We start from the raw sequence: 25,073 nt of genomic DNA on the forward strand, positions 1-25,073 counted from the left end.
GCTCGAAGTAATCTGCGAGTCGGGCGCCAATGCGGGCCGCGCCGTCCGGGTGGGTGCCTACGTCGCCCACGGTCACCGCTAACAGGCAAATCATTATGAACGATAAGATCGCAATCCCGCTCAACGGGGCTCCTGGCGTGGTGCTGCTCGATAATGGCGAGCGGACGACGCGCAAAAATGCGCTGAAAGCAGGATATCGCATCGCTGATGCCGCTTCGCTAGCGCGGGCAGACAGCGAACATAGCGGGATTACGCCACTATCCGCGTGGCGTTCGCAGGTCACGAGCCTGCCTGAAGCGCAGGGGAGGCCGTCCGCCGCCGCCCAACTCATCGAAGCTCAGCCCTTGATGTCGCTTGAGCGTGTCCGCTCCTTCTTGCGCGGGCTTCCCATCGAACAAACAGAAACCACGGAAGAAACCATGAAGACCGACGACGACCCGTACGCTGCACGCCGCGCCCAAATTTCTGGAAGCGCGCAAGCGTTCAATCGCTCGCGCGGCTACGCGCAGCCTCATAGCGCCGCGCCGAAGCCCGTACCGGCTGTATCGGGCGTAGAGCCTGAGAAGCTGAAGCGCTTCGCTGAAATCAGGTTCAGCGCGCTCCAAATGAACGGGCACGGACACACGCAGGAAGCCAAGAAGCTGAAATGCGCACTCGATGCGCACGCCACGACGGGAGCGCCGCTCAGCCGATTGCTGGCACAGCTAGGAGTCGACACGGCGAAGCTCAATCTCATCAACATTTGACAAAGGACCGCGCAGCAATGACTACCGAAACCTTCAACCTGTCTCGACCGCTCAAGACGCACAGCGGCGAGTTGACCGCGCTCACACTGCAAGAGCCGACCGCGGGGGCCTTTGTTGACTACGGCGAGCCGTTCACTCTGAAGCCCCGGAAAGGGGTAGACGGCGAGCCCGAGGGCGTGTCGTTCGTATACGACAACAATAAGGCCTTCATGCGATTCCTAGTCGACATGATCGCAGAGAAAGGCATTGACGAAATTGTCCTGAAGGTGATCAGCGCAAGCGATTTCCAGCGTCTTCGAGCGGCCGCGACGAATATCATCCTGTTGGGAGTTCCTGACAAAAATTTTACGGCACCGTCCGCCGATTGATTGCGGTCATGATCGGAGACCATGGGCTCAGCGTATCCGACGTTGAGTCCATGCGGCTTGGACGGTTTATGCAATACGTCGATATGTTCGCGGACCTACGCAAGGTTCGTGAGAAGAATGCAAGGTAAGACGGATGTCTAGTCCTTCAGTTACAGCAACAATCACGGCAGACGACAAGGCCAGTCCGAAACTCCGCGAGCTAGTCGAACTGACACAGCGCTTGTCACAGACGGCCAAGGCCGCGTTCAGCGAGAGCACTGGCGGCGCGTATACGAATAGCTTCCGGCAAGCCACGTCGGCCGCCATGCAGCACCTGTCTGTGCTGGAGAAGATACATAAAGTACACTCTGCCATCGGCGCGACAGTCGCGGGCGTTGCAGGAGCAAAGGCGTTTCAGGTCGCGAAGTCCGCCGTCGCGGACTATATCCCGTATGAGCGGGGTGTCCGGTATCAGCGAGCTATTCAGCACTACAGTGACGCTGACATGGCCTCGCTTGAACGGCAGCGCATCAACGCTGCAACGGTCTACGGCCTGAAGCCGGAAGACACGCTGCACGCTCAGCAAGCCTTCGTCACGCGAAATTTCTCCGCGCCGATCACAGAGGCCGCCACGAGGCAAGCTATCGTACTTTCGAAGGCGATCAACGTGAAGACGGACGAAGCGGCCAAGATCGTCGAGGGCTTGACGTTCGGGCAGGGCATTCATTTGCACAATCCGGCCCAAGCGTCGAAGGAGATGGGCAGGCAGATTGACTTAGCGGCTATCGCCGCTAAGTCCGGTGCGATGTCACCTGAGGACATCACCCAATTCAGTAAGTTCGGGATGGGGATGTCGCACGCGGCGGGGATCAGCGCAGAGCAGGCGTTTGCTGCGGCCATGACCCTGAAGCGGGCGAATGTTGGGGGCGACGAGTCGGGCGTGTTTATGCGCCAGTTCTCAGCTCGCCTGCTCGCGCCGACCAAACAGGCGTTCGAAGCGTTGGCCCATATGGGCATCAACTATGCGGACTATGCGCCTCAGGGCAATGTCAGCCCCGATGCAATCGATGCTTCGCTTCGGCGTCGGTACGGCAAAGGCTTATCTGAAGCGGGCAAAGCGAGCCTGTCGGGAGCGTTCAGTGATGAGAGCCGCAACGTGCTCGGCAGCCGCGAAGACTTCAGCGCTGCTGTTCGCGAAGCCGTCGAGGCTGGCGGCGAAAAGCTCTCTAAGATGGATCAGAAGCATCTCGTCGATACGGCGCTTCGCCAGTACGACTTAGCGAAGGGGAGTTTGAACGGAGGGGCGCTGTTTGATGCAATTCTGCAAAAGGCGAGCGCACGCGACATTCAAGCGATCCTGGGAGACAAACAGGGCGGCAGGGCATCCCTTCTGCTCGGTGCCCGCGACCAGTACAGCGAGTACCTCGAAAAGTTGAACCACGGAGAGGGCTTCGCGCAGAAGATCGCCGAAGAGCGCATGCAGGGCTTGGCCGCTGCCGTTGATAGGCTGTCAGCCTCAATCGACTCGGCCGAAAAGCAGATGGTCAAAGCGAACGAAGGCTGGCTAACACCGCTCGCCGACGCCGGTGCCAAGCTGGCAGGCTTTGCCGCTGGGCTCTCAGACGCTCAGAAGCAGGCGCTTAGCGTCTCTGTCGGGCTCGCCTCGATGTCCGGCCTCGCGGCGGCTGGCGCGACCATCGCATCCGTCGTAACGAGCTTCACGGGCCTAGCGGCAAGCGCCAACGTTGCTTCTGTCGCCTTAACGCGCATGGCAGGCGGCAGCGCCGTAGGGACGGCGGCCAGCGTTGCCGGAGGCGTGGCAGCCGGGGCGGCGGGCTCCCGCGTCGCCAGCGGCCTCGGTTTAGCTTCTAAGGGGCTTGGGTGGCTGGCCCTCGGTTCTCTTGTCGGTCCCACATTGTGGGACGAGATCGGCAAAGAAGCTGCCGGAACGGACGACGCTAAGGGAGGCGGCGCGGCTAACTATCGACGGCAGCTCGCTCGCCTGCACAAAACGGAGTTCGAGGACATGGTCGCGGACGACAGCGGGCCGTTTGACCGCTACCAGCCTGCGAACCCCTGGAAGCGAAGGCGAGGCGCAACTAGCGAGTATCTTCGACAGCTTGGCGCATCGGACGATGGGGCGAACAGCGCGCTCGGTTGGCAGGACTCAATTCGCTCAGTCGGTCAGTCGTCCGGCTTTAAGGACGTGGCCGTCAATGGCACGGTCACTGGTTCGGCCGAGCTGCACAATATGATCCAGGTGGATGTCAAGCCGACAACCTACTTCGAGGGCCTGGTGAAGCGTGCCGAGAGCGTCTCGAACATGAGCCTGAACGGGCGGCTCGGCACTTCGATGCAGGGTCCTGGCGATAACGCAACGAAACCCAGTCAGGGCACCACGATGGGCGCACAATAGGAACAGAGAATGTTGTTTCCAAATACCAATAGCTGGCGCGCGGGCATGCAGGACGCGTCCGCCGCCATTGATGAGACCATGGGTGAGTTGGTCTCGGTGACGCCATACGTTGGCACGCCGGTACCCAACTTTCCCGTGGTGCCTGATCCTTCGAGAGCTGTCACCGTGACGGCTGTCTTCACGAACAAGGCAAAGTCCGTGATCATGGGCGAGAACAATGGCCGGATTGCATCCGGCCACTCTATCAGCCCGATTGTCAGCACGTCCGAGCCGGTGTTTTCGTTTGGCTATGGCGTGTTGCCGTTCCCGTTGATGCAGGGTTATCGCATAATGCGGCTCTGCAACCGCGCCCTATATGAAGTGAGGGACGCGAAGCCCGATGGCGTTTCGCGGATCGAGGTCAATGTGCTTCAGCTTGGCCTAGCAAAGGAGGAGTTCTAGTGGAGCGCATTCAATACGCCCCGCGACAAGGCGCAACGTATGAGCCGTCGCTAGACATCTTGGTCCCGGCGCTCGCAAGGCTTCGCGAGTGTCGGGACTCGCTTGACGCGCTGGTGATTATCGGTTCATTGCCGGACATGATCTTGCCCGGCCTTGCCTGGGCAGCATCGCGCAAGAGCTTCATTCCGGCTGTTGCTGTGCAGGCGGTCGTGACGTACTGCGGGCCGTTGTTCTTAGAGCGGTGTTTGGGAAAGAAGCGGTCTCGTGAATTGCTGACGCGTTATCCGAAGCGCGCAGCACTTTCGGGGCTTGTTCGGTATGATGCGTAGCGCTGTAAGATTCGTTAGCTGCGTCACCTGCATCTAACACCAAATGCGATGGCCATCCAAATAAACCCTTTGACCGCAATCGTCGCCTTTGCAACAGACGAGACGCATCAACGTTAGGGGTAAGGGGAAATGCAACTGATCGCTATCCCCATGACGCTCAAAGATGGCGGCGGATTATTTCCAGCGCAGTTTGCTTCGTCCCTTCAACCAAGCAAGATTCGCTGGCTCCCGCGGCCTAGATGCAACGGTCTCTTGTGGACGCACTGTATATTCCTGCACCGGCTTGCCTTTAATAATCTTGCCGAGCTGCATTTTGAAAAGCTGCACGTCACCGAAATAATTCGGATAGGCGGCCTTAAGGTTTTCCAGCTTGTCTGCCTCAACGAGGACGACGTTCTGTCGGCGAGTATCAGAATGGTTATCCAATTCCTCCGCGTTGTCGTATTGCAGCATCGCCTCCTTTGGTGCGAAATACGGCTCGACACTCATTTGCTTGGTTGCGTTGTCGAACTTCAGAAGGTAGTAGGTCGGCTTTGATAATGGATTTTCGACCAAATCATCCGTTGCGTGAAACGCGTAGCTCATATTCTCCAAATGCTTTGAAGCTTCGAGCTTTTTGTCTAGAGCGATAATCTCGGTGCAACGTTCTTTATGTGGTGGTGCTTTGGGAGGCTCCGCGCAGTTTTCAGCGCGCGCAAATTCCGCCGACATCAAGAAGAAAAGACGAAGCCAATCTGAGCTTCCCTTGTTGCCCTTAAGGTCTTCTCCACGAAGTAAACCGATAGCTTCGACAGTGGTTGCCCACGAGTGCTGCATCCGCGTTCGGAATTGCACTTCAACTCGCTTGCCATCGTAGATATTCCTCGCGCCCCTGCCGCGATACTCCAAAATCATGTGATGGCTGCGGTATCCGTCTTTCTTCGGTCGATCGATATGAGGGCTTTCGTGATGAATGGTGTGCCGACCATTCCGCATCAAGTCGACAAGACGGCGAACGTCGGCAATTGACGATACGATGACTCGACATCCCCCCAAATCTTGCATCAGATGGAGATCGAGAGGCCGGAGCCCCGGCCGTGCCAGCTTGCGCCTGATCGCTTGCATTCTTTTCAATCGAGCGGCCGTCACGCCTGCTATGTCGTGGTGATGCATGTACCAGCGCAACGATCCGCGTACGCTGCGCATCGGAAAGGCGTGAGCGTCACGCCAATTGTTGGCGATCTGGAATGCCTCTCTGATCTGCGCTTCGGTTTCGGTTGTCCAATGAAGACCACCAGCAATCACTGCGCTGACGCGTTTCACATCCTCCGCCCCATAGTCGAAGCGCGGGTACTCCCGCTGGCCCATGAGAATCTGCGCCTCCAAAAAAGAAAGACTAGTTCGCAATCAACAGCGCCTGCACGGCCTTGCGTCGCAAGCTATCACTCGCAAAAGGTGCTTGGCTATCCCGAGTACGTGTTGAATCTGCCATGCTTCACGCCACGAATGTACCCGCGCGACACGCGCTCTTCCATCTCGCGTTCTAAGAATTCGTTGGCTATCAACAGCGCCTTCACAGCCTCGCGCGCGTCACCGCCGCAAGCGGCGATTGCCTGATCGGCTGCCGCGTTCAGTCGCTCCGCGTCGAACGGTAAAGGTGCCGCGGTTCTCTCGGGCTTCGAATTGTTCATGGTTGACCATCTCGCATGTTCACATTATGTTCCAAAGCTAGTCAACGTTGTTTTTGCTAGACGCGTGCGCAAATGCGTGCGCGATCATAGATGCCGTTGAAGTCTATCTTCGGGAGGGTGCCAATGACTGGATTGGCGAAGGCGTTCGCAGCCTTTGGGGCGGTTGGTAAGAACCAAAGGTGGAGCTGGTCAGCCAGGACACCGGACAACCAAACAGTAGTTATGACGTTTTGGAAGGATGCGCTCGACTACAGCACCGATCCGATTTCTTACACCACATTTGGAAGTCGAAGGCTTCACTTGTGGAAGGATAAGCCTGGCAACCATGAGCGCATTGAAAACCTCAAGTGGGCGCGGGATCATTGCAATGGTCTGATGAAGGTCGTCATCATTGAGGCCAAGGACGTAAATGCGGACGCGCGCGAAATAGCAGATTCCTTCGTGCAGCAGCGCATGGTCATGAAATTGGTAGATTTGAACGAAGAAACGGGTGAATTTCGTGCAGTGAATGTGGGCTCATAGCGAGAGCGCATCGGATTGAATGATAGCATTGCGTGGGGTTTTGATCCTTGCCGTATTCGCATCGAGTTGTTCGGCGGGATTCGCTGATAATCTCAGGGGGCAAGCGAGCGTCATCGACGGCGACACGCTCGAAATTCACGGCACGCGCATTCGCCTGTGGGGCATTGATGCGCCCGAAAGCTCGCAGCTCTGCCGTGGTGAGGACAGCTTGCCGTATCGTTGCGGAGCGAAGGCCGCGAATGAGCTGGATAGGTTTATAGCAGGAAGGCCGGTGAGCTGTGAGCCGGTGAGCCGCGATGTCTACGGGCGTACAGTCGCAACGTGCTCAGTAGGTGGTACTGATCTCGGATACTGGCTAGTCGATAGCGGACTGGCATTAGACTGGCCAAAATACTCGGCAAAAAAGTACGCCGAAGCTCAGCGCCGCGCGGAGAATGCAGAGCGTGGAATTTGGGCGGGAAGCTACGTCGAGCCTTGGCTCTTTCGAGAGTGTATAACTAAAGGCGGTAGAACCAGAGATTGTTCTGACGAGCCAAACGTGTATCAATCGGAAATGCATTAGCCGACGAGAACAACGGCACACCTTATTATGGGGCGCGACGCGTGAATACCGAGCGACTACTTGAGCTATGCGAAAAGCTAATCGCGGTCGAAGCCAAATTCGATGTTCAATCAATTTTGCAGCAGCTCGTCACTGACGTGCAAAACATGGTCGGGAATCCCGGCCAGCCGCAATTTCAGAACGCTTACGCGTCCCGGCTCGTGGAACTTACGAGCGCGTGGAGGTCTCTGACCTCGAGCTTTGAGCCGCGAGAAGCCGAGCAAATTGCTGAGATAGGCGGCACAGAATTCTTTCTGTCTGACTTGCCGAAAGAGATAGAGGATATCGCTCAGGCCAACCCGCACACGCCCTCAGTGACTCAACAGTTTGTTTCGCAGTTTCATGGTCGAAGAAACACCTACTTGGGTAATTTGGCGCAGCTACGCGATCGTCTTCGCGATATCGGGGTCGAGATCGCGCCTTTGCCGCCCGGCTCAGCCGAAATCGGCTTGTTAGTTCCAAGGACACTTTTTCACAATGCATTCGATGAGCTTATTAAAGAGCTGGGGACGCTTAACCGGATAATACGGGCATTCTCGGAAATCGCGACGGGCAGTGCTGAGCGTGTTGAGGTCCATCAAATATCAACGAGTGACCCCACGTTCTTCCTTGGCCTCAGCGTTGAGACGGCTCAGCTCCTGGGTGGCGCGATTACATGGGCGATTACAACGTGGGCTTCGGTTGAGGGCATCAGAAAACTGAGATCGGAAACGAAAAAGAATAAGAGCTTCACCGACGAAGAAATTAAGCAGTTCTTTGAATCGAAAATAGAGAAGTCTCTTAAGGCAGCGGTCGACGAGAAAGTGGCCGAAATACTCGGGCCGCCGACTGATAAAGCGGGGCGGAGTAAAGAGCAAAGGACAGATCTTGCGTGGGCGCTGGAGTCAGTGCTCACGAGGGTCGAGCGAGGCATGACCATGGAGCTTCGCTTCCTCCCACCAAAACCCGAGCAGGACGCTGACGGAAAAGAGGTTCCCGAACCGGAGGTCTACCAGCAACTCCGCGAGATGGCGCCGCAATTGAAGTTTCCTGCCTCTGAACCATCGCCTGTTCTAGAACTGCCGCCGCCAGAGCCACCAAGCGAAACTAAGCGCAGCAAGAGCGGGACTGGTTAGGGCATGAGAGATGTTTGGAATGTAGTTGGCGTCTTCGGACGGATTGCTACAGCTGCTGTTATTTGTTTTGCGGCGGTGGCGCGCACAGACGCAATGGAATTCACCTGGCGTGCCCCCAAAACAGTGCATGCGACAGGGGCGATTGAGATAGGTGACGCCGCTAAATTCGCGGCGTTGGCGACTTTCGATACGTTAGAGCTAGACAGCCCCGGGGGCTTCGTCGGCGAAGCGCTCGCTATAGCTGCAAGGATGGACGAGCGCGGCGGCATCCGAACTGTAGTGAAGGCGGGCGCATCATGTGCCTCCGCATGCGCGATGGCCATCTTTGTGTCGGGCGAGAGGCGCATCGTGCATATGGGCGGGAGACTTGGCATTCACTCCTGCGCGATGCCGGATGGCACCCAAGCTCCTGAATGCAACAAGGCCATGGCGGCTAACGCCACAGCTCACGGTGTGCCCTGGGGAGTCATCGAGGGCTTTGGCAACTATACGAAGCCCTCAATCATGATGTGGTTAGGGGCCGAAGATGCAGAGTGCTGGGGGCTTATGAAGTGGGGCCCGCAAGACACCTCCAATGACGGCGTTGACTGTTTTAAATGGGCGAGCCGGATACCTACGCCGGACATCACCTCTGCCAATGCGAAGAGCGCAGACTACATAGCCTGTAGAGCCAACGCGGGGACCTCACGCACTTCCTTGTCAACGAGCGTCAGCGGGCAGGGTTTTTCGAATGCCTACCGCGCAGCTTGCAAGCGCGTTGTAGCGGACCCAAAAACTCCAAGGTATGCCGCAGTGGATATCATCATGTGGCTGACGCTCACAGACCCGCAAGTCCTGACGCTGAAACCGGGGACATTGATGGTGAACATTCTAGATCGGGACGAAAACCAAATTGGCAACTGCTGGAAGTGCGTGACCATAATTGCCATGTCAGAGCTGATGAACGGCTACCCGAAGCAGGCAGTAGAAGATTTTAAAAAGGCCGTGGCATTGGTCAAACGTGACGATGGCTCGGTACCCGCTTGGCTCACCTCCCGAGTCGATCTCGCCGCGGCCGAAGCTGCAAAGAAAGATCGATAGGATGAAGCCGGAGCGTTAGGCTGTGCTAAGCGGCCTTTTGCGCAGCAGCATCGCTACGCCGCAGACATTGAGTAATGTATTGCGCTATCGCCTTTACCGCTTGTCGCTTCTCAGCCTGCATGTCGTATCGGTCATAGGTCTTCCCGCTGCCCACAATGGCGTGATGCGTGAGTGCCTCAGTTGTGTCGCGCGGGATACCCATAGCCCGTGCCCAGGTCGTGGCTGATCGGCGCGCATCGTGGGGAGACCACTCGGCCATCTTCAACTTCAATCGCAATCGACGAACAGCCTGGGACAGCGCATGCCGATCAATCGGCTTGTCGCCTTTGCCCCGTGTGGACGGGAAGACGTAAGGGCTGTCTTCGTACAGTCGCTCTGCAAGCGCCTGCTTGATGAGCTTCACCGCCTCAGCGCTTAGCGGGACCGAGTGGGGTTTGGGACGCTTCATCCGAGACGCGGGCAGGTCCCAGCGCGGCGCGGGGCCGTCAAGGTCGATCAGTTCGTCAAGGCGCATCCCCGAGACCTGCAACGGCCGTTGTGCGGTCAGGAAGATCAGGCGAACAGCAATGCCGACCGCGACCGAAAATACGGCATCGGGCGGCGTGACGAAGGCAGGCCAAACGGCCCTCAGTTCGTCGTCGCTCAGAACGCGGTCTTCTTCGCGCTCCTTTCCGCCGATCTTGGGGATGCGGGCAAGGGGGTTGATGATCGTCTCGTCTTCGAGGTTGGCCCAATTGTACATGGTGCAAATGGATGCCTGGGTCTTGTTGGCGTTGCGCACCGAGGTAGCGGCGAGCCCACGTAGGAAGATGACCAACTCTTTCCGGGTGATGGTTGATACGATTCGGGGGCCAAACTCGGGCCTCGCTCGCTTAAGGACCCACTCGTCATCTTTCCAAGACTTCTTCCTGGGCTTCGCATATTCGTTCAGGTAGCGGTCGGCTAGCCGGTTGAAGGTTATCGCGTCGGCCCCGACCCGGGCCTCTACGGTCTCGCGCTGGGCTTCCGCGAGCGGGTTGCGGTTCTCGTGCAGGTCGGCATATCGGCGATTTGCCGCGATGACGGCCTGGGCCAGCGTCATGACGGGGTATTCTCCGAGGGTGACGCGCTGCATCCGCCCTTCGTACTTGCACCGGAAGCAGAAGGTTTTCCGGGATGAAGTCACCCTGATCGCGAGCCCCTTGCAGGCGTCGTCCTTGATCTCGAAGCGCTCCGTCCCTTCGGCCTTGAGGGAAGCGATAAATCGGTCGGTGAAGCGGGGCATCGGATTCCGGCTCCGGGGTTCGGCGCGCGGTTTCCCCGGGAAACTTTTGCACCAAGATTGGCTTGTTCGTTCCTGTTCTGTTTAAGACAAGCCTGGAGGCGGCGTCAATTAAAGGGGCAGCTGGATCAATAGGTTACGTGGACCGCCCTGGACAGGCGTAGACAGTCCTAGAATCTAAATTTTTGGGATTTCGATTCCGAGGGTCGGGAGTTCGAATCTCTCCGAGCGCGCCACTTGCAGGGCCAGAGTTTTCTCGGATCTGGCGCGAGGCCGTGAGCCGCCTCTATTTGCCTTGGATCTTCAGCCCGTTGGGACCGACATTGATTTGCAGGCCATCGGGCTGCTTCTTCGTCTGGTAGAGATTGTAGCCGAGCACGGCCGCCGTGACGACCAGAGCACCGATGATCAGAAACAATACGTTGCGGCTAATAGACATTTTCTTCCTGAACCACTTAGTTGACGGCGAGAAAAACCCCGCGCGTAGGGCGCGCGGGGTGCTTCAGTGCGCTGCCGGCGCACCGCTCGGATAATGCAGCGCGAGGGAACTGGTTCCCTTTGGGCGCGTGCCGCACTGGAAAAGACTTGAGCCGTGTCTGGTCAGCCAGCCGTCGGACCGGCTTGCCGGCCCCGTGCCAGCGTGTCGGACGGCGCTTCGTGGAAGGTCGCGCGGTAAGCTGCGGCAAACTCCCCCAAATGGTGAAAGCCTTGGGCGCGCGCGCATGTGGCGACGTTGGCACCCCCGCCTTTGAGAAGGCGAGACCGCGTCGCCCACAATTTTTTCAGGCGAATGTATTGATGCAGGCTCATGCCACGCACCTTGCTGACGGCGCCGCCGAGCGTCCGGATCGAGACGCCAAACTCGCCGGCGAGATCGGCGGTATAGATCGCAGCAGTCGGATGTGCTGCGACGTAATCGTCGATCCGCTGCACGAGTTTGATCGACCGCTCGCCCTCGACGGAGGCACTCCGGTCCGAGAGCGAATCAATGCGAAACAGATCGTCGAGCGCGAGCAGCAGGCCTTCCTGGAGATGGGCGGCGACCTCGGTCGTTTCGAACAGGGCCGGCTGCACCGACGCGGTTCGCAGAATGTCGAGCAGGAGCTGCCGAATGTGGAGCAAAGCGGGGCGGTTCGCGACATAGGCCCGCAAGTCGTCCGCCTGATCGAACCAGCCCCGGTCGCTCATGCCGGGTGAGAAGATGATCATCGCATGATGATTGGTCCGGCGCTCGACGAAATGGCATTCATCGCTGCCGCGGAGCGCGATGAAGAAACGCGCGTCCAGATCCATGCCCTTGGAATTGACCTGAAGGTCGTCCGTCATGGGCAGGATCACCATCCCCCCAAGCATCCGATAGGCGGCGTCGAGGATGCGCGCGAACGAGCGCATCATGACGATGCGGCAGCCGGGCAGGGAGACGACAGCACGAGCCGCCGCGAAATTCCGGACGTCGAGCGGAATGCTTCTCGCATCCTCCATCGACTCGATCGGCCGAAACGCATCGACGTCGGCAAAGCCGATCAATTGAAGCGCCGAGGATGGGGCGAGGGCGTCGAACAACATGCGTGTGGCCCGCGGTCGCAATGTGACAATCAAATGAACGTCAGTACATCGCCATCAATGGCGAAACATCGCGCTTCAGTAAACCGGATTCCGGGCCGTAGTATTGCGGACATCATGGCATGAAGCCCGGCGGATCGATGTCGCCGTCAACGGTCCCGAGTCATCGGCTGGCCGGATGCGAGGTCGATGAAATGCAGCCGCGTGCAGGCGGGACAGGCGAAGGAGGCAAAGCTCTGCGCCTCCTGTCTCAGTTGCTTCTCCAGACGTGTCTGCACATTCATACCCGTCTGGGGACATCGAAAAACGATCAAATCGACCATCGTCGGAGAATGACGGCGTGGCGGATTGCGTCTTTGATCTAGATCAGTTTTGGAATGACTCCAGACCAACATCCTTGATCTCGCAAAAGCGAAGGGGCCCCGAAGGGCCCCTTTAGAATCACCAGCGGCGATAGCGTGGTCCGTAATAGCGAGGGCCACCGTAAAAGCGCGGTGCATATCGGGGACCGTAATAGGGCCGCGGGGCGTAGTATCCATAGTAGTTCGGGCGCCAGAAGCAGCGTCCCCAGGCGTCACAGACCATGCGGACCTGCTCGACGTCGGAGACCTGCGGCGTCGCAGGAGCAGGCGCGATGGGCATGGCAGACGCCGCCGATGATGCGACCAACGCACCGAACAGGGACGCGGCGACGAGGCCAATTCTAAGCTTCATGATGTCTTTCTCCGCTTACGCAATACAGGGATATCGAAGTTTGTTCTGATCAAATTGTGGCGGGACCGAAATGTAATGCTGATGAACAGGTCTTCAGCCCAGCCCGCCGCAGGCCTGACCTTTAGCTCCGCCAGACTATCCCAGGTTCGCGCTCTTGACCAATGCTGCGCTTGCGTTGCGCTCCGCAGGACATCGCCGCCATCCTTGATCCCGCGCAATTCGTCGGTGCAGCTTCGTCCCTAAGCTTGGCGTCGTGGCCAGCTTTCGAGCATTTCGATGAGCTGGCTAGCGAGGTGGCTTTGGAGCTGTGCAATGGACCAAATGAGAATCGACAAGGGTGACTGGCTGGTCGTGTGCGACGGGCGCAAGGCGCTTATTCTGGAAAACCTCGGCGACGAGATGTTTCCGAACCTCCACACCAGGGAGGTGCACGAACAGCCCAATCCCTCGACCGTTGCGCAAGGGACCGACGCGCCGGGCAGGCTCCACGGCGCGGCCGGTAGCACGCGCAGCTCGGTGGAGCAGACTGATTGGCACGACGAGGTCGAGCGCGCCTTCCTGCGCGGCCTGGCCGGACGGCTCGATGCCGCCGTCAGCTCAGGCGAGAACCTCGGCCTTGACCATGGTGGCCTCGCCGCGTGCGCTTGGGATGATTCGCGCCGATTGTTCGGATGTGGTGCGCAAGGCACTCCAGGGCGAGGTCGGCAAGGACCTCCTCAAACTGCCGGTCTACGAGATCGAGAAGCAATTACTGCTGTCCGCGCCGCCAAATAGCGGCCCCCGCAGAGGACCCGCCTGCACCCCTCAGAAGCAGGGGTGCCGACGGCGGTCCTGGCCGACATAGGCGGCTGCGCTCTGGTAGCAATGGTTGGTCGACGGGCCGTCGTAAAAGGCGAACGTCCCGGGCGTGATGCCGGGCCCGTAATTGTGCAGATAGCTGATCGGGTAGGGCAGCGGGTTCGTGTAGTGGCGATGGTACCGGTGGTATCCCCGCGCCTCTGCGAGGCCAGGGGCAAGGATTGCGGCCGACAGGACAGCAACCGCGGCTACAAGCTTCTTCAACTTGCTCATCTCGAATCTCCGGAACCCGCACGAATAGGTCAGCCGTTTATAGCCAGTTCGGGCGGCCGGAACACCCGTCTGCAGCCCGGAAATCGACGCCAATCCCGCAGATTCCGGGGTGGGTGTGACAGAATTGCCGGTTCTGTGGTCCGGACTTGCCCATTTTTGGCCTTTTCGAGATGCTTAACGAATTCCCCACACAAGTATGACCAAAGAGAATTAGCTCAAGACTCCTGTTGCCGGCTTCTCGGGGTTCATAGACCGGTCCATTCCTGAAGGCTTTCGCCGTCACCTCGCCATGCGCATCACGCTTCTGAGCCTGCTGTTGCTCTCGGTCGTCGCCGCCACGCCGGCGCGGGCCGAGCTGCATATTACCCGCGACCACGGCGGCTATGTCGAGGAGTACAAGGCCAAGTACAAGCGCGTCCGCGAGAAGGGCGAACGCGTCATCATCGACGGCATCTGCAACTCGGCCTGCACCCTGGTGCTCGGCATCGTGCCGATGAACAAGATCTGCGTGACGCCGCGCGCCAGCCTCGGCTTCCACCAGGCTTACTACGACAAGGCCTTCACTTTCGGCATCAAGGTCACCAGCGCGGAGGGGACGTCCGACCTGATGGCCTACTACCCCGACACGGTGAAGGACTGGATTCGCCGCAATGGCGGGCTGACCACCGACATGAAAAAGATCAAGAACGGCGTCGAGCTCTGGAAGATCATCGATCCGTGTCCGGACGAATGGTGAGCCGCTGAGCCGTCCGGTCCGTCGCAGCGCAGCATCGCCCGGACGAAATTGGCCGAAATTCGCATTGCCGCATCGGCCCCCTGTGAGGCAATGAGGGCGGCAATGAACCACAATCAAGAAGCCCTGGCCGCCCGCGCCGCGCCGATCCTGTTCGTCCTGCTCTGGAGCACGGGCTTCATCGGCACCAAATACGTCGTCAACAATGCCGATCCCTTGACCTACCTCGCCATCCGCATGGCGTTCGTGGTCGGTCTGATGGCGATCATCGTCGCGATCGCGCGACCGAAATGGCCGGATCGTATCGGCATCGCGCACAGCGCAGTCGCGGGCATTCTCGTCCATGGCTTCTATCTCGGCGGCACCGCGATCGCGATCGCGCACTCGATTCCGGCCGGGCTCTCCGCGCTCATTCCGGGCCTTCAGCCGATCCTGACCTCGACCATCGCCAACCGCTGGCTCGGGGAGAAGGTGACGCCGGTGCAATGGGCGGGGCTCGTGCTTGGCCTCGGCGGCGTGGTGCTGATCCTGCACGGCCGTCCCATGACCGGCGAAGCCGGGCTCGGCTGGCTCGCCTCGGTGGTCTCGCTGATCAGCATCACGCTCGGCACGCTCTATCAGCGCCGCTACTGCAACCACATCGACTGGCGCGCCGGCAATCTCGTGCAGTACGTGTCCGTCACGATCTTCTTCGCGATCGGCGCGTTCCTGTTCGAGGACCGCGTGGTGCACTGGACGCGCGAGTTCATGCTCGCGCTGGCCTGGCTCGCCGTGGCGCTCTCGATCGGGTCGATCGGGCTGCTGTACTGGCTGATCCGCCACGCCGCCGCCACGTCTGTTGCAAGTCTGTTCTATCTGGTGCCCGCCGTGACGGCGCTGATGGCTTATCTGCTGTTCGGAGAAAAGCTCGATGCGCTGGCGATCGCGGGCATGGTGATGTGCGCGGCCGCGGTGTTCGTGGTCAACCGACGCTTCTAGGGCCGGCGGGCCAAGCCGCTCGAATACATCCCTGACGTGCGCGGCGCGTTCGTGCTAGGGTCGGCGCATTTCAGTGCCCCTTTCACAGGTGATTTTCCATGAAGAAGGCGAGACGCGCATTGCTTGTCAGGTCCCTGAAGCCAGTCCGGATTGCCTGCATTAATTATGCAGAGGAGATGATGAGCGAGCAGGTGATGGCGCGGCTCACGGCCGCGCTGCAGAAATGCTATGACGAGCACTTCCTGCCGGTCTGGGGCTACCCCGTCGATCTCGACGTTACCCGCAAGCCGAAGCCCACTGACTGGCAGTTGGTCTATTTCGACGATGCGACCCACAAGAATTTCCTCGGGCGGCATGAATTGACGCATCGGGGACAGCCGATCTCGAAGATCTTCCTCAAGGCGCTGTCCAAGGACGATCCGGTCAGTCTGGCAGCCTCGCATGAGCTGTTCGAGATGGTGCTCGACCCTATGGCCAATCTGTGGGCCGACAAGACCCGGCACACCCAACACGCCTACGAGGTCTGCGACGCAGTGGAAGAGGACGCCTTCGTCGTCAACGATCTCCCGATGTCGAACTTCGTTTATCCGTCCTGGTTCGAACCCTTCAAGCATCCCCGCGGCACGAAGTTCGACCACATGGGATTGCTCAAGGAGCCGTTCTCGATGACCGAGGGCGGCTACGTCATCAAAAAGGTGAACGGCAGGAGATTGATCAAGCAGTTCGGCTCGCCCGAGAAGCGCCGGCGCTTCAACGCCGAGGACCGGCGCGGCCATCGCAGCGAATTTCGCGATCCGCAAGGCGAGCATCACCCCGGGCCGGCGCGCAGCCAAGCGGTGAGGGTAGGGTATCGCTGGAGCCGTCTCCGGGCGCGTCCGCCCCCGGAGACTTGAGCGTTGCGATCAGCGCTTGGCCTTCGTGGCCTTCTTTTTCGACTTGGCAGCTTTCTTGGTGGCCTTCTTTGCTGTTTTCTTGGCCGCCTTCTTCGACGACTTCTTTGCAGCTTTCTTCGAAGTCTTCTTGGTGGCCTTCGAAGTTTTCTTCGGAGCCTTCTTGGCTTTCTTCTTGGACGCCTTCTTCGGCGCTACCTTCTTCGCAGCCTTCTTGGCGGCTTTCCTGACCTGCTTCACCGCAGTGACAGCGGCGTCCTTGGTCGCTTCCACGGCGGTGGTGATCGTGTCCATCGCCTGTTCGGTGATCGGCTTGTCGTCGTCCATATCGTCCCCCACGGTTTGCATGGAGCGGTGACGATAGCGCGTTTCATAATTGTGTCAAAGCAACGCTCAACCTTTGCGGATCTTTGCGTAGGCGGTGAGCGCGCGCTCTCGTCCCTTGGCATGATCGACGATCGGATGCGGATAGCTCTTGCCGAGCGTGACGCCGGCGCTCGCAAGCTCGATCGGTGTCGCCTGCCAGGGCTGATGGATCAGCTCGGGTGGCACATCCTTCAACTCGGGCACCCAGCGTCGCACATAGGCTCCATCCGGGTCGAACCTCTCGCCCTGGAGCACCGGATTGAACACGCGGAAATAAGGCGCCGCGTCGGCGCCGCAGCCGGCGACCCACTGCCAGTTGGCGGGATTGCTGCCGGCATCCGCATCGACCAGCGTGTCCCAGAACCAGCTTTCGCCGTCGCGCCAGTCGATCAGGAGGTGCTTGACCAGGAACGAGGCGACGACCATTCGCACCCGGTTGTGCATCACGCCAGTGTGCCAGAGCTCGCGCAGGCCGGCGTCGACGATGGGATAGCCGGTGCGGCCGCGCTGCCAGGCGGAGAGCGCCTTGGCGTCGGGCTTCCATGGGAAGCCGTCGAAATTCGCTTGCAGGTTTTCGGTTGCAAGATTGGGGTGGTCGTGCAGCAGGTGCCGGCAGAACTCACGCCAGCCGAGCTCGCTCAGGAACTTGTCGACGCCGGGTCCGATCGCGGGATTTTCCGCCGCGGCGAACCGCGCGGCGTGCCAGACCTGGCGCGGGCTGAGCTCGCCGAACCTCAAATGCGGTGACAGGCGTGAGGTGCCCTCTCGGTCCGGGCGGTCGCGATCGCCGACATAGCCTTGTGCGGTGTGCTTGAGGAAGTCGCGCAGGCGAGCGCGGGCGGAAGCTTCGCCCGGGGTCCATGTCTCGCGCAGGCCGCCGGCCCAATCTGGCTTGCCAGGCTCAAGCTTCCAGGTCTCCAGCGTGTCACTGGCGACCGTCGGCGCAGGACGCAGGTCCTTCGGCGCCGGCAGGGGCTTTGGCGGATCGCCGAGCGCCAGCACGCGCCGCCAGAATGGCGTGAACACGCGCAAGCCGCGGCCTTCCTTGTTGCGGATTACCGCGGGCGGAACGAGCAGGTCGCCGGGGAAACATTGCGAGTCCACGCCGATCTTTGCCAGCGCGGATTCGAGCTGCCGCTCAATCGCCTGATGCGGCGCCTGTGCGATCCCGTTCCAGTGGACCGTGCGGGCTCCGCTCTCACGCGCCACCTCCGCGATCACCCTGGCTGCCGGCCCCTTGCGCAGGATCAGCGATCCGCCGCGCGTGGCAATGTCCGCGCCGAGCGCCCGCAGCGACTGCGCCAGCCACCAGCGCGCCGCGGCGCCCGGCGCTCGCCCGGCCGAATCGTCCAGCACATAGAGGCAGATCACCGGCGCGCCGGTCTTCGCAGCCGCCTTGGCGGCAGCGTGGAGGGCGGGGTGGTCGGACAGGCGGAGGTCGTCGCGAAGCCAGACGATGATAGGCGGAGCGCTTGGCGTAGTGCTTAGCGTAGTTCTGGGCGTGGTCAGGGTGGCCTCGTTAACGATTTGGAAAGCATGTCGCGTGCTGCGATGGAACCGTCATTAATGCGACCGTAAGCCGATTGCACGAGTATGCAGGAATTACGGAGGTGATTTCATTCATGTACGGACGAGCAACGGCGAAGTTTCTGCCGCAATTCAAACTTGGCACCAAGGCGCTCCTGTGCGCGGTGTTGCTGATCGCCATGAATACGGCGCTCGTGGTTGGCGCCGGCTATTGGTCGCTCAGCTCCGCTTTCAACGATCGTGCGCTCCGCGACATCGAGGTTAGCCTGCGGACGCTGGCCCTGGCCTTTGCCGAAATCGTTCCCGATGCGAAGATCACGATGCGGGATGGCGCGGTGGCGCGCGCCGAGATTCCCAAGATGCCGGACTTCAGGGATCACGCCATCGTCGATCGCGCGGTGTCCTATGTCGGCGGCAACGCGACCCTGTTCGTGTTCGACGATGCGAGCGGGCAGTTCGTGCGGCGGTCGACCAACGTGAAGAAGGAAAATGGCGACCGCGCCGTCGGGACCCAGCTTGCCGCCGATCATCCGGCGCAGGCGCTGCTGCGTCGTGGGGAGGCCTACAAGGGCCCGGCCACCCTGTTCGGCAAGTCCTTCATGACCGCCTATTTCCCGATCGCCGACGCCAGCGGCAAGGTCGCCGGCATCCTCTATGTCGGCATCCCGATGGCCCAATTCGAGAGCATGCTGGCCCACACCATCGAAAGCATGGCGATCGCCGCCGGGCTCGCGGCGCTGCTGGTGCTGGTTCTGACCTTGCTGGTCGTCCGCCGCGTCACCAAGCCGCTCACCTCAGTGACGCGCTCGCTGACCGCGCTCGCCGAAGGCCAGAGCGACGTCGAGATCGATTGCGAGAATCGCGCCGACGAGATCGGCGAGATCGCCCGCACGGTCGGGGTGTTCAGGAGCAATTCGCAGGAGCGGGCGCGGATGCGCAGCGAGCAGGCGGCCGCTTCGGCTGCGGCCGCCGAGCAGCGCAAATCCGAGCTGCGCAATTTCGTCGAGGAGTTCCGGGGCGGTGTCGGCGGCATTCTCGACAAGGTGCTGACATCGTCAGGCGAATTCGAGCGGACGGCGCGGCAGCTCACCGACACTGCGCGCTCCACCGCCGATCTGTCGGCGCGGTCGGCCGGAGCTTCCGAAAGCGCCTCCGAGCACGTGCGTTCGGCGGCGTCCGCCTCGGACGAGCTGTCTCAATCGATCTCCGAAATCACCCGGCGGGTGCAGGAATCGAACGTCATTTCCGCTGAGGCCGTGCGGCAGGCCGAGGCGACCGATCAGCGCATCGCGCAGCTCTCCGAGGCGGGCGCGCGCATCGGCGATGTCGTCAAGCTGATCACCTCGATCGCCGAGCAGACCAACCTGCTGGCGCTGAACGCGACCATCGAAGCCGCGCGCGCGGGCGATGCCGGCCGCGGTTTTGCGGTGGTGGCCCAGGAGGTCAAGACGCTCGCCGGCCAGACTGCCAAGGCAACCGACGAGATCTCGAACCAGATCGCCAGCATGCAGCTTGCGACCGAGGAATCGGTTGTCGCCATCAAGGCGATCAGCCAGACCATCGAGCGCATCAGCGGCATCGCGGGCTCGATCTCGGCGGCGGTCGAGCAGCAGAAGAGCGCGACCCAAAACATCGTCGCCAGCGTTCGCGCGGCGGTATCGGGCACGGCCGATGTCGCCGTCAACGTCCGTCAGGCCGCCGAGGGTGCGAACGAGACCGGTGAGACGTCCAGCCGGATGTTTGCTTCCGCTCAGGCGTTGTCGGGCGAGAGCCTGCATCTGAAGGCCGAGGTCGAGGGCTTCCTCGAACGCGTGCGCGCGGCGTAAGAGCTAACATCGTCGTCCCGGGCGGCGCTGACGCATCGCCCGGAATGACAGTTCCGTTATTTCGGCTGCGGCACGATCCGGATGTAGGGCTTCGGCTCCTTCCAGCCTTGCGGGTAGATCGTCTTGGCCTCGTCGTTGGAGACCGAGCCCGCGATGATGACGTCGTCACCCTGCGACCAGTCGGCCGGGGTCGCGACGCGGTGCTTGGCGGTGAGCTGGAGCGAGTCGATCACGCGGAGGATCTCCTGGAAGTTCCGACCCGTCGTCATCGGATAGACCAGCACCAGCTTGATCTTCTTGTCCGGCCCGATGATGAAGACGTTGCGGACCGTCTGGTTGTCGGCGGCCGTGCGGGTGAGGGGATCGCCCGAAATCGCGGCCGGCAGCATGCCGTAGAGCTTGGAGACGTTGTAATCGGTGTCGCCGATCATCGGATAGTTCGGGGCCGCGCCTTGCGTCTCCTTGATGTCCTCCGACCATTTGGAATGGCGGTCGACCGGATCAACCGAGAGGCCCATCAGCTTGACGCCGCGCTTGTCGAATTCCGGCTTCAGCTTGGCCAGCGCGCCGAGCTCGGTCGTGCAAACCGGTGTGAAGTCCTTCGGGTGCGAGAACAGCAGCGCCCAGCTATTGCCGATCCAGTCGTGGAACTTGATCTTCCCTTCGGTGGTCTCGGCTTCGAAGTCGGGGGCGGTGGTGCCAATCGGAAGTGTCATGGTTCTACCTCATGTTATTGAATTTACTTGCGAATTCATCTTTGACCGTCGCGGCCATTATAGGGTCTCCGCGATCCCAAGTGAACGCTAACTGAACCGCTTCAAGTAAAATGTGAATTCCTTCTTTGAAGGCCTGATTTCCTAGCACCTTTTTGTTACAGCCGCGCCCGCGGCGAAACATCTCCACCGGGGCTATACGGGCGTGATTGCCCCGAGAAAGCCTTTTATGACTTCCATCACGCTCGCCCGGCGCTCGCCAGAACCAAAATGGTCCTGACAGCGACCAATTGGCAACTATCTCAAAGAGTCGCGATCCCGGTGCCGAATCATTAACCACCCCTTTACGCCGGCATGAAAATGCTGGCCGATCAGAAGAAATCTGGAAGTGAACTATGTCTGCCGCTGCGCATAAGTCTGTTGAGTCACCGTCCCTCGAACCATCCTGCCGCGATACCTCGACCCATGCACTGACCATCGTGCGCGACGGCGTGATCACGGGCGAAGGCCCGACCACCAAGGGAAGGGTGCACTTCTCCCGCTCGCTCGATGCCGATGACACCGCCTGGTGCGCCCGCATCCTCACCGCCACGGCCGTCAACGACCAGCCGGTCAGCCGCACTGAGGCCGAAGTGCTGTTCGAGATCAACGAAGCCGCCACCGAGCGCACCGATGGCGGCCGGTTCGACGACCTGCTCGCCAAGGCGGTAGCTCATTATGCCGCGAGCGCCTCCGGCCTGAAGGTGCCGCCGCGCAGCGTGGCGCTGTCGGCCGAGTCCGACATCGAGAGCTGGGCGCCGTCCTATGCCTCCAAGGTCAACAGCGAAATGCTCGAGTGGATCGCCGGCCAGATGCGCGGCAAGCGCCAGAACAACCGTCGCCTGATGGCGATGGTGGCGACCTTCCTGGGCGCCACCGCGCTGCCTCTGGCGGGCCAATTGCCGAACGTGTTCGACATCGGCATGTAAGATTTTGGGCATGTAAAATTCTGCGCCTTTCACGAAGGACGCATTTGAACGGCGGGGTTATTTCCCCGCCGTTTTTTGTTTGCCGGCGTCCGGCTCCAGCCCGAGCGTGCGGCCGGGGAAGCCGGCCGTGTCGAAATAGCGCTGGCTGCCGACGCGCTGGAAGTTCAGCACGGTCTGCAGGCCGTTCTCGGACTTCTTCGACTTCTCGACCCCCTTGTAGGCCTTCGGCACGATGCCGTTGGGCAACGCCTCCGACATCACGCGGCCGACGAGACCGCCGTTCTGAGAAGCGCGCAGACCGAGGAGCTGGGCGGCCGTCATGCCGACGTCGGCATTGCTGACCGGGATCTCGCTGACATAGCCGGCTTTGAAGTCCGGACCGACCGCGGCCATGAAGTTCATGGTGTCGCCGCGGCTGAAGCTGCCATGCATGCCCTGGCCCTGGCGCAGCACGGTGTCGGCGACCTGCACCGAGCAGTTGGTCGGCGCCTCGCCGCAATCGCTGGCATAGGAGCGGAAGTTGACCACGATCGCCGGCGTCGGCGTCGCCGCCTTGCCGCGCAGATTGATGCTCGACAGCGGCAGCGTGCCGGGGAAGCGGCCGAGCGAGTCATCGACGAACAGGCCGGAGACGTAATCCTGCTCAAGCAGCAGCTTGACGGTCTTGGCCGCCAGCTTCTTGTCTTTGGTCGGCAAATAGATCAGGTCAGAGCCGCCATTGGTGGCGACGACGAGATCGGGCTTTTCCGGATCCTTGCCGAGCACGCCGTTGCTGGGATGCTTGTTGCCCTCGACCTTGGCGTTCTTGTCGTTGGGATCGAACAGCGGCAGGTCGAGCGCCTTCGCCAGATCGAGCGCCAGAAAACCCATCGGCAAAAAGTCCTTCGGCGTGTCGTCATAACTGACCTTGGCCGAGGGGCTGGTCTTGCTTTCCTTGGAGATGGTCGAGAAGCCGTGGTCGGCCTGGACCATGATGTTGGTGGTGGCGGCAAGGCCGAGCTCGTCCAGCGCCTTGCGGAGCTGGGCGAGGTTGTTGTCGGCATTCTTGATGCCGGCCATCGAGGTCGGCCCGTTGATGCCGGGCATGATCTGGTTGAGGCTGTCGCCGGTGTTGTGCTGACTGCCATCGGGGTCGCGCGACCAGAACACCAGCACGAACGGCTTGTTGCGCGCCTTGAACATCGGCAGCACGACCTTGGCCGCGACATCGGCGAAATAGGCCTGCTGCGCGACGTTGGCCGCCGTGGTGCCGGGCGTATTGGCATCGCCCGCCTTGGAGTTGTCGCCGCGCGGCGGCGTGGCGAGGGGCAGGCCGGCCTTGGTGAGAGCGGCCTTGACCTCGTCCGACAGCGCCACGCCGTTCTTGCCGCCGGTCGCATCGTCGAACACGACCGAATGCAGGCCGGCCTTTTCGGGCTTGTCGGTGTGGTCGAACTGATAGGTCGGACCATGCTTGCCGAGCGCGGCGGTGCTGTAGCCCTTGTCGCGGGCCAATTTCAGGATCGTGTCCTCGTTGAGGTAGTCGCCCTTGAAATGCTCGTCGATGTCGCCAAGCACGGCGTCGTTCTCGATGAAGGGGACCACGGTGTCGCCGGCGGGTACCGAGGTGTAGTTGGTCCAGATCGTATTGGAGAACACGCCGGTATCGCCGAGATAATGGCCGGTCGACATCGCCGAGCCGTTGGCCATGGTGAAGGTCGGGAACAGCGAATGCGAATTCTTGAAGTTGACGCCCTTGTCGCGGATTTCGGCCATTGCGGGGGCGGTCTCAGGCGTGACCTTCAGCGCCCGCAGACCGTCCGGAATGAACAGGATCAGGTTACGGGGCGTGTTGTTCTCTGCGGAGGCAGGTCCGGTCGAAAATCCTGCGGACAACACTGTCAGTCCGGCTGACAGCAAAACCAGCGAACGGCGCATCAAAATCTCTCCCTGCGAGGCGGCTTGGCCGCCAACCGCGGCCCCCGGCTTCGTTTAGTTTCGCTGCATGACGGTTTTGTTACAAGAGCGGAGCGCCATGTAAAGAAGGACAGGGGCCCCGCTCTGCGCGGCGTCCGGCGGCACGAGATCGCGGTGTCGGCACGCGCTGCTTCAGCATCGTTATTGCGAGCGCAGCGAAGCAATCCAGAATCTTCCCCCGGCGGCAGACTGGATTGCTTCGCTGCGCTCGCAATGACGGAGTGAGTGGCTGGCAGCGTCGCGCTTCGATTCGCATTCCGAGCGGCAGACACACCTTCGCCCTCTCGCGGCGCATTTCGCCCGAGCTTTGCTTGGTCGCCTCACCCTCAAAATGAAAGAGGGCGCAGGGAAGACCGGGTGCCGGCTGGCACCCGCGGTCCACTGTGCGAGATTGTCGTAAGAACAATGCACAGCGGCATACAGGTGAAGCCCAACATCCGGCCTTCCCTGCGCAGTGGCTTTACGGCTTATGTCGTGCTCTCCCCGGGGAGCGATGCACTATTGCCCCCGTCGCCTTGCGGATGGCTGATGCGTGTGCCCGGTTGGGCAACCCACATCACCGCAACGCTTGACGCACAGACCCCGGGCGTCAGGACCACACGATTTTGCCGTACGCCGATCGCACCGGTCGTGTGCGCGACGCCTTCGCTCACGGTTAGCCGCCCTGCGAAGCCATTCGCGCCGATGTGACTAACGTCCACCGCCGTCCGGCCCGCGTTCGTGACGATCGCGATACGCCCCTCTTCCTTGGGCCGGGTTGAGAAATTCCTAACAAAAATCCGAATTCTAATAAAGAGAAATATTTTGTCGCCGTTGCGTTGACCCCGGACTTGGGTGTTTCGCCAGAAATGACGCAAGGGATTGTGGCCGAGCGGTCAATCCGGTGCCGTCGGCACCGGCGTATTCTGAGCGACCGCCTTGGCCGGCGCGGCCGTCGTGGAATTGCGGCCGCCATTGGCCAGGTTGCGGCGAAGCGATGGCGGCGCCGCCTGCAGGGCAAAGATGATCGCGATCTGGGTCCGGTTCTGAAGGCGGTATTTGCGCATGATGTTGCCGATATGCGCCCGCACCGTGTTCTCCGAGATCTTGAGCTCGTACGCGATGTTCTTGTTCTGCATTCCGCGGGCGATCAGCGTCATCAGGTCCCGCTCGCGTGGCGTTGGTGTGATCGAATATTTCGGATCCGGACTCATAACTGCTCCTCCGTGGCCATTGGTCGATGCGAACACTCCAGCATATT

At 60.7% G+C, this 25,073-nt stretch carries 25 protein-coding genes and 1 pseudogene; 14 read left to right on the forward strand and 12 right to left on the reverse strand.

The features are described from left to right. Positions 1-95 precede the first annotated feature (95 nt). The 4 genes from IVA93_RS15650 to IVA93_RS15665 all read left to right on the forward strand — a co-directional run bounded on the left by IVA93_RS15650 (position 96) and on the right by IVA93_RS15665 (position 3,950). Positions 96-746 carry a hypothetical protein gene (locus IVA93_RS15650; RefSeq protein WP_247789857.1) on the forward strand — a complete coding sequence of 217 codons (651 nt, stop codon included), beginning with the start codon at positions 96-98 and terminating at the stop codon, positions 744-746. A 17-nt stretch (positions 747-763) separates the two neighbouring features. Continuing rightward, a complete protein-coding gene (locus IVA93_RS15655; RefSeq protein ID WP_247789858.1) occupies positions 764-1,114 on the forward strand; it encodes a hypothetical protein in 351 nt (116 codons plus the stop codon). Between the two features lie 220 nt (positions 1,115-1,334). Next, positions 1,335-3,509 carry a phage tail tape measure protein gene (locus tag IVA93_RS15660; RefSeq protein WP_247789859.1) on the forward strand — a complete coding sequence of 725 codons (2,175 nt, stop codon included), beginning with the start codon at positions 1,335-1,337 and terminating at the stop codon, positions 3,507-3,509. A gap of 9 nt (positions 3,510-3,518) precedes the next feature. After that, on the forward strand, positions 3,519-3,950 hold the full coding sequence (locus IVA93_RS15665) for a hypothetical protein (protein WP_247789860.1): 432 nt from the start codon (positions 3,519-3,521) through the stop codon (positions 3,948-3,950). 503 nt (positions 3,951-4,453) lie between these two features. Here IVA93_RS15665 and IVA93_RS15670 read toward each other — a convergent pair. Together IVA93_RS15670 and IVA93_RS15675 are read right to left on the reverse strand one after the other, a co-directional pair. Beyond that, positions 4,454-5,626 carry a RelA/SpoT domain-containing protein gene (locus tag IVA93_RS15670; RefSeq protein ID WP_247789861.1) on the reverse strand — a complete coding sequence of 391 codons (1,173 nt, stop codon included), beginning with the start codon at positions 5,624-5,626 and terminating at the stop codon, positions 4,454-4,456. 95 nt (positions 5,627-5,721) lie between these two features. After that, positions 5,722-5,949 carry a hypothetical protein gene (locus IVA93_RS15675; protein ID WP_247789862.1) on the reverse strand — a complete coding sequence of 76 codons (228 nt, stop codon included), beginning with the start codon at positions 5,947-5,949 and terminating at the stop codon, positions 5,722-5,724. 123 nt (positions 5,950-6,072) lie between these two features. Here IVA93_RS15675 and IVA93_RS15680 point away from each other — a divergent pair, with 123 nt between their 5' ends. From IVA93_RS15680 to IVA93_RS15695, 4 genes are read left to right on the forward strand one after another with little or no spacing between them, the layout of a single operon-like run. Further along, positions 6,073-6,471 carry a hypothetical protein gene (locus IVA93_RS15680; RefSeq protein ID WP_247789863.1) on the forward strand — a complete coding sequence of 133 codons (399 nt, stop codon included), beginning with the start codon at positions 6,073-6,075 and terminating at the stop codon, positions 6,469-6,471. Between the two features lie 19 nt (positions 6,472-6,490). Then, complete coding sequence (locus IVA93_RS15685) at positions 6,491-7,033, forward strand: thermonuclease family protein (RefSeq protein ID WP_346771680.1); 543 nt, start codon at positions 6,491-6,493, stop codon at positions 7,031-7,033. A gap of 41 nt (positions 7,034-7,074) precedes the next feature. Further along, the gene (locus IVA93_RS15690) at positions 7,075-8,187 is read left to right on the forward strand and encodes a hypothetical protein (protein ID WP_247789864.1); all 1,113 of its coding nucleotides are present in this window, start codon (positions 7,075-7,077) and stop codon (positions 8,185-8,187) included. A 3-nt stretch (positions 8,188-8,190) separates the two neighbouring features. Then, complete coding sequence (locus IVA93_RS15695; RefSeq protein WP_247789865.1) at positions 8,191-9,267, forward strand: hypothetical protein; 1,077 nt, start codon at positions 8,191-8,193, stop codon at positions 9,265-9,267. A gap of 25 nt (positions 9,268-9,292) precedes the next feature. Here the strand turns inward: IVA93_RS15695 and IVA93_RS15700 are convergent, their stop codons facing one another. The 4 genes from IVA93_RS15700 to IVA93_RS15715 form a co-directional block, all read right to left on the reverse strand. Continuing rightward, positions 9,293-10,531 (reverse strand): tyrosine-type recombinase/integrase, encoded by a 1,239-nt coding sequence (locus IVA93_RS15700; RefSeq protein ID WP_247789866.1) that lies wholly within the window; start codon positions 10,529-10,531, stop codon positions 9,293-9,295. Between the two features lie 283 nt (positions 10,532-10,814). After that, positions 10,815-10,967 carry a hypothetical protein gene (locus tag IVA93_RS15705; RefSeq protein ID WP_018455284.1) on the reverse strand — a complete coding sequence of 51 codons (153 nt, stop codon included), beginning with the start codon at positions 10,965-10,967 and terminating at the stop codon, positions 10,815-10,817. Between the two features lie 161 nt (positions 10,968-11,128). After that, a complete protein-coding gene (locus IVA93_RS15710; RefSeq protein WP_247541031.1) occupies positions 11,129-12,094 on the reverse strand; it encodes an AraC family transcriptional regulator in 966 nt (321 codons plus the stop codon). A 438-nt stretch (positions 12,095-12,532) separates the two neighbouring features. Further along, positions 12,533-12,805, reverse strand: coding sequence for a hypothetical protein (locus IVA93_RS15715; RefSeq protein ID WP_018455281.1), 273 nt, complete (start codon positions 12,803-12,805; stop codon positions 12,533-12,535). A 312-nt stretch (positions 12,806-13,117) separates the two neighbouring features. Here IVA93_RS15715 and IVA93_RS15720 point away from each other — a divergent pair. Next, positions 13,118-13,559 (forward strand): annotated as a pseudogene (locus tag IVA93_RS15720) (host attachment protein); the annotation flags it as partial. A gap of 50 nt (positions 13,560-13,609) precedes the next feature. Here the strand turns inward: IVA93_RS15720 and IVA93_RS15725 are convergent. After that, positions 13,610-13,876, reverse strand: coding sequence for a hypothetical protein (locus IVA93_RS15725; protein WP_247370536.1), 267 nt, complete (start codon positions 13,874-13,876; stop codon positions 13,610-13,612). Between the two features lie 289 nt (positions 13,877-14,165). Here IVA93_RS15725 and IVA93_RS15730 point away from each other — a divergent pair, with 289 nt between their 5' ends. The 3 genes from IVA93_RS15730 to IVA93_RS15740 all read left to right on the forward strand — a co-directional run bounded on the left by IVA93_RS15730 (position 14,166) and on the right by IVA93_RS15740 (position 16,480). Continuing rightward, complete coding sequence (locus IVA93_RS15730; RefSeq protein WP_007603109.1) at positions 14,166-14,612, forward strand: hypothetical protein; 447 nt, start codon at positions 14,166-14,168, stop codon at positions 14,610-14,612. A 102-nt stretch (positions 14,613-14,714) separates the two neighbouring features. After that, complete coding sequence (locus tag IVA93_RS15735; RefSeq protein WP_018455279.1) at positions 14,715-15,587, forward strand: DMT family transporter; 873 nt, start codon at positions 14,715-14,717, stop codon at positions 15,585-15,587. Between the two features lie 179 nt (positions 15,588-15,766). Further along, positions 15,767-16,480, forward strand: a complete 714-nt coding sequence (locus tag IVA93_RS15740) for a hypothetical protein (RefSeq protein WP_524536863.1) — start codon at positions 15,767-15,769, stop codon at positions 16,478-16,480. A gap of 9 nt (positions 16,481-16,489) precedes the next feature. On the opposite strand, the gene IVA93_RS15745 is transcribed toward IVA93_RS15740, so the two are convergent. Next, on the reverse strand, positions 16,490-16,804 hold the full coding sequence (locus tag IVA93_RS15745) for a hypothetical protein (RefSeq protein ID WP_018455277.1): 315 nt from the start codon (positions 16,802-16,804) through the stop codon (positions 16,490-16,492). A 66-nt stretch (positions 16,805-16,870) separates the two neighbouring features. Next, positions 16,871-18,274 carry a cryptochrome/photolyase family protein gene (locus tag IVA93_RS15750; RefSeq protein WP_247336224.1) on the reverse strand — a complete coding sequence of 468 codons (1,404 nt, stop codon included), beginning with the start codon at positions 18,272-18,274 and terminating at the stop codon, positions 16,871-16,873. Between the two features lie 191 nt (positions 18,275-18,465). Between IVA93_RS15750 and IVA93_RS15755 the strand changes: the two genes are divergently transcribed. After that, positions 18,466-20,196 carry a methyl-accepting chemotaxis protein gene (locus IVA93_RS15755; protein ID WP_247336117.1) on the forward strand — a complete coding sequence of 577 codons (1,731 nt, stop codon included), beginning with the start codon at positions 18,466-18,468 and terminating at the stop codon, positions 20,194-20,196. A 56-nt stretch (positions 20,197-20,252) separates the two neighbouring features. Here the strand turns inward: IVA93_RS15755 and IVA93_RS15760 are convergent, their stop codons facing one another. After that, complete coding sequence (locus tag IVA93_RS15760) at positions 20,253-20,912, reverse strand: peroxiredoxin (RefSeq protein WP_018455274.1); 660 nt, start codon at positions 20,910-20,912, stop codon at positions 20,253-20,255. Between the two features lie 392 nt (positions 20,913-21,304). On the opposite strand from IVA93_RS15760, the gene IVA93_RS15765 reads away from it, so the two are divergent. Further along, positions 21,305-21,877, forward strand: coding sequence for a hypothetical protein (locus IVA93_RS15765; protein WP_085360898.1), 573 nt, complete (start codon positions 21,305-21,307; stop codon positions 21,875-21,877). Between the two features lie 57 nt (positions 21,878-21,934). Here IVA93_RS15765 and IVA93_RS15770 read toward each other — a convergent pair whose 3' ends face one another. Then, on the reverse strand, positions 21,935-23,794 hold the full coding sequence (locus IVA93_RS15770; RefSeq protein WP_247789867.1) for an alkaline phosphatase family protein: 1,860 nt from the start codon (positions 23,792-23,794) through the stop codon (positions 21,935-21,937). 914 nt (positions 23,795-24,708) lie between these two features. Continuing rightward, positions 24,709-25,026: a response regulator transcription factor gene (locus IVA93_RS15775; RefSeq protein WP_204511440.1), complete on the reverse strand. Its 318-nt coding sequence runs from the start codon at positions 25,024-25,026 to the stop codon at positions 24,709-24,711. Between the last annotated feature and the right edge of the window lie 47 nt (positions 25,027-25,073).

It is taken from the genome of Bradyrhizobium sp. 155, assembly GCF_023101105.1.
Taxonomy (GTDB): Bacteria; Pseudomonadota; Alphaproteobacteria; order Rhizobiales; family Xanthobacteraceae; genus Bradyrhizobium; species Bradyrhizobium canariense_D.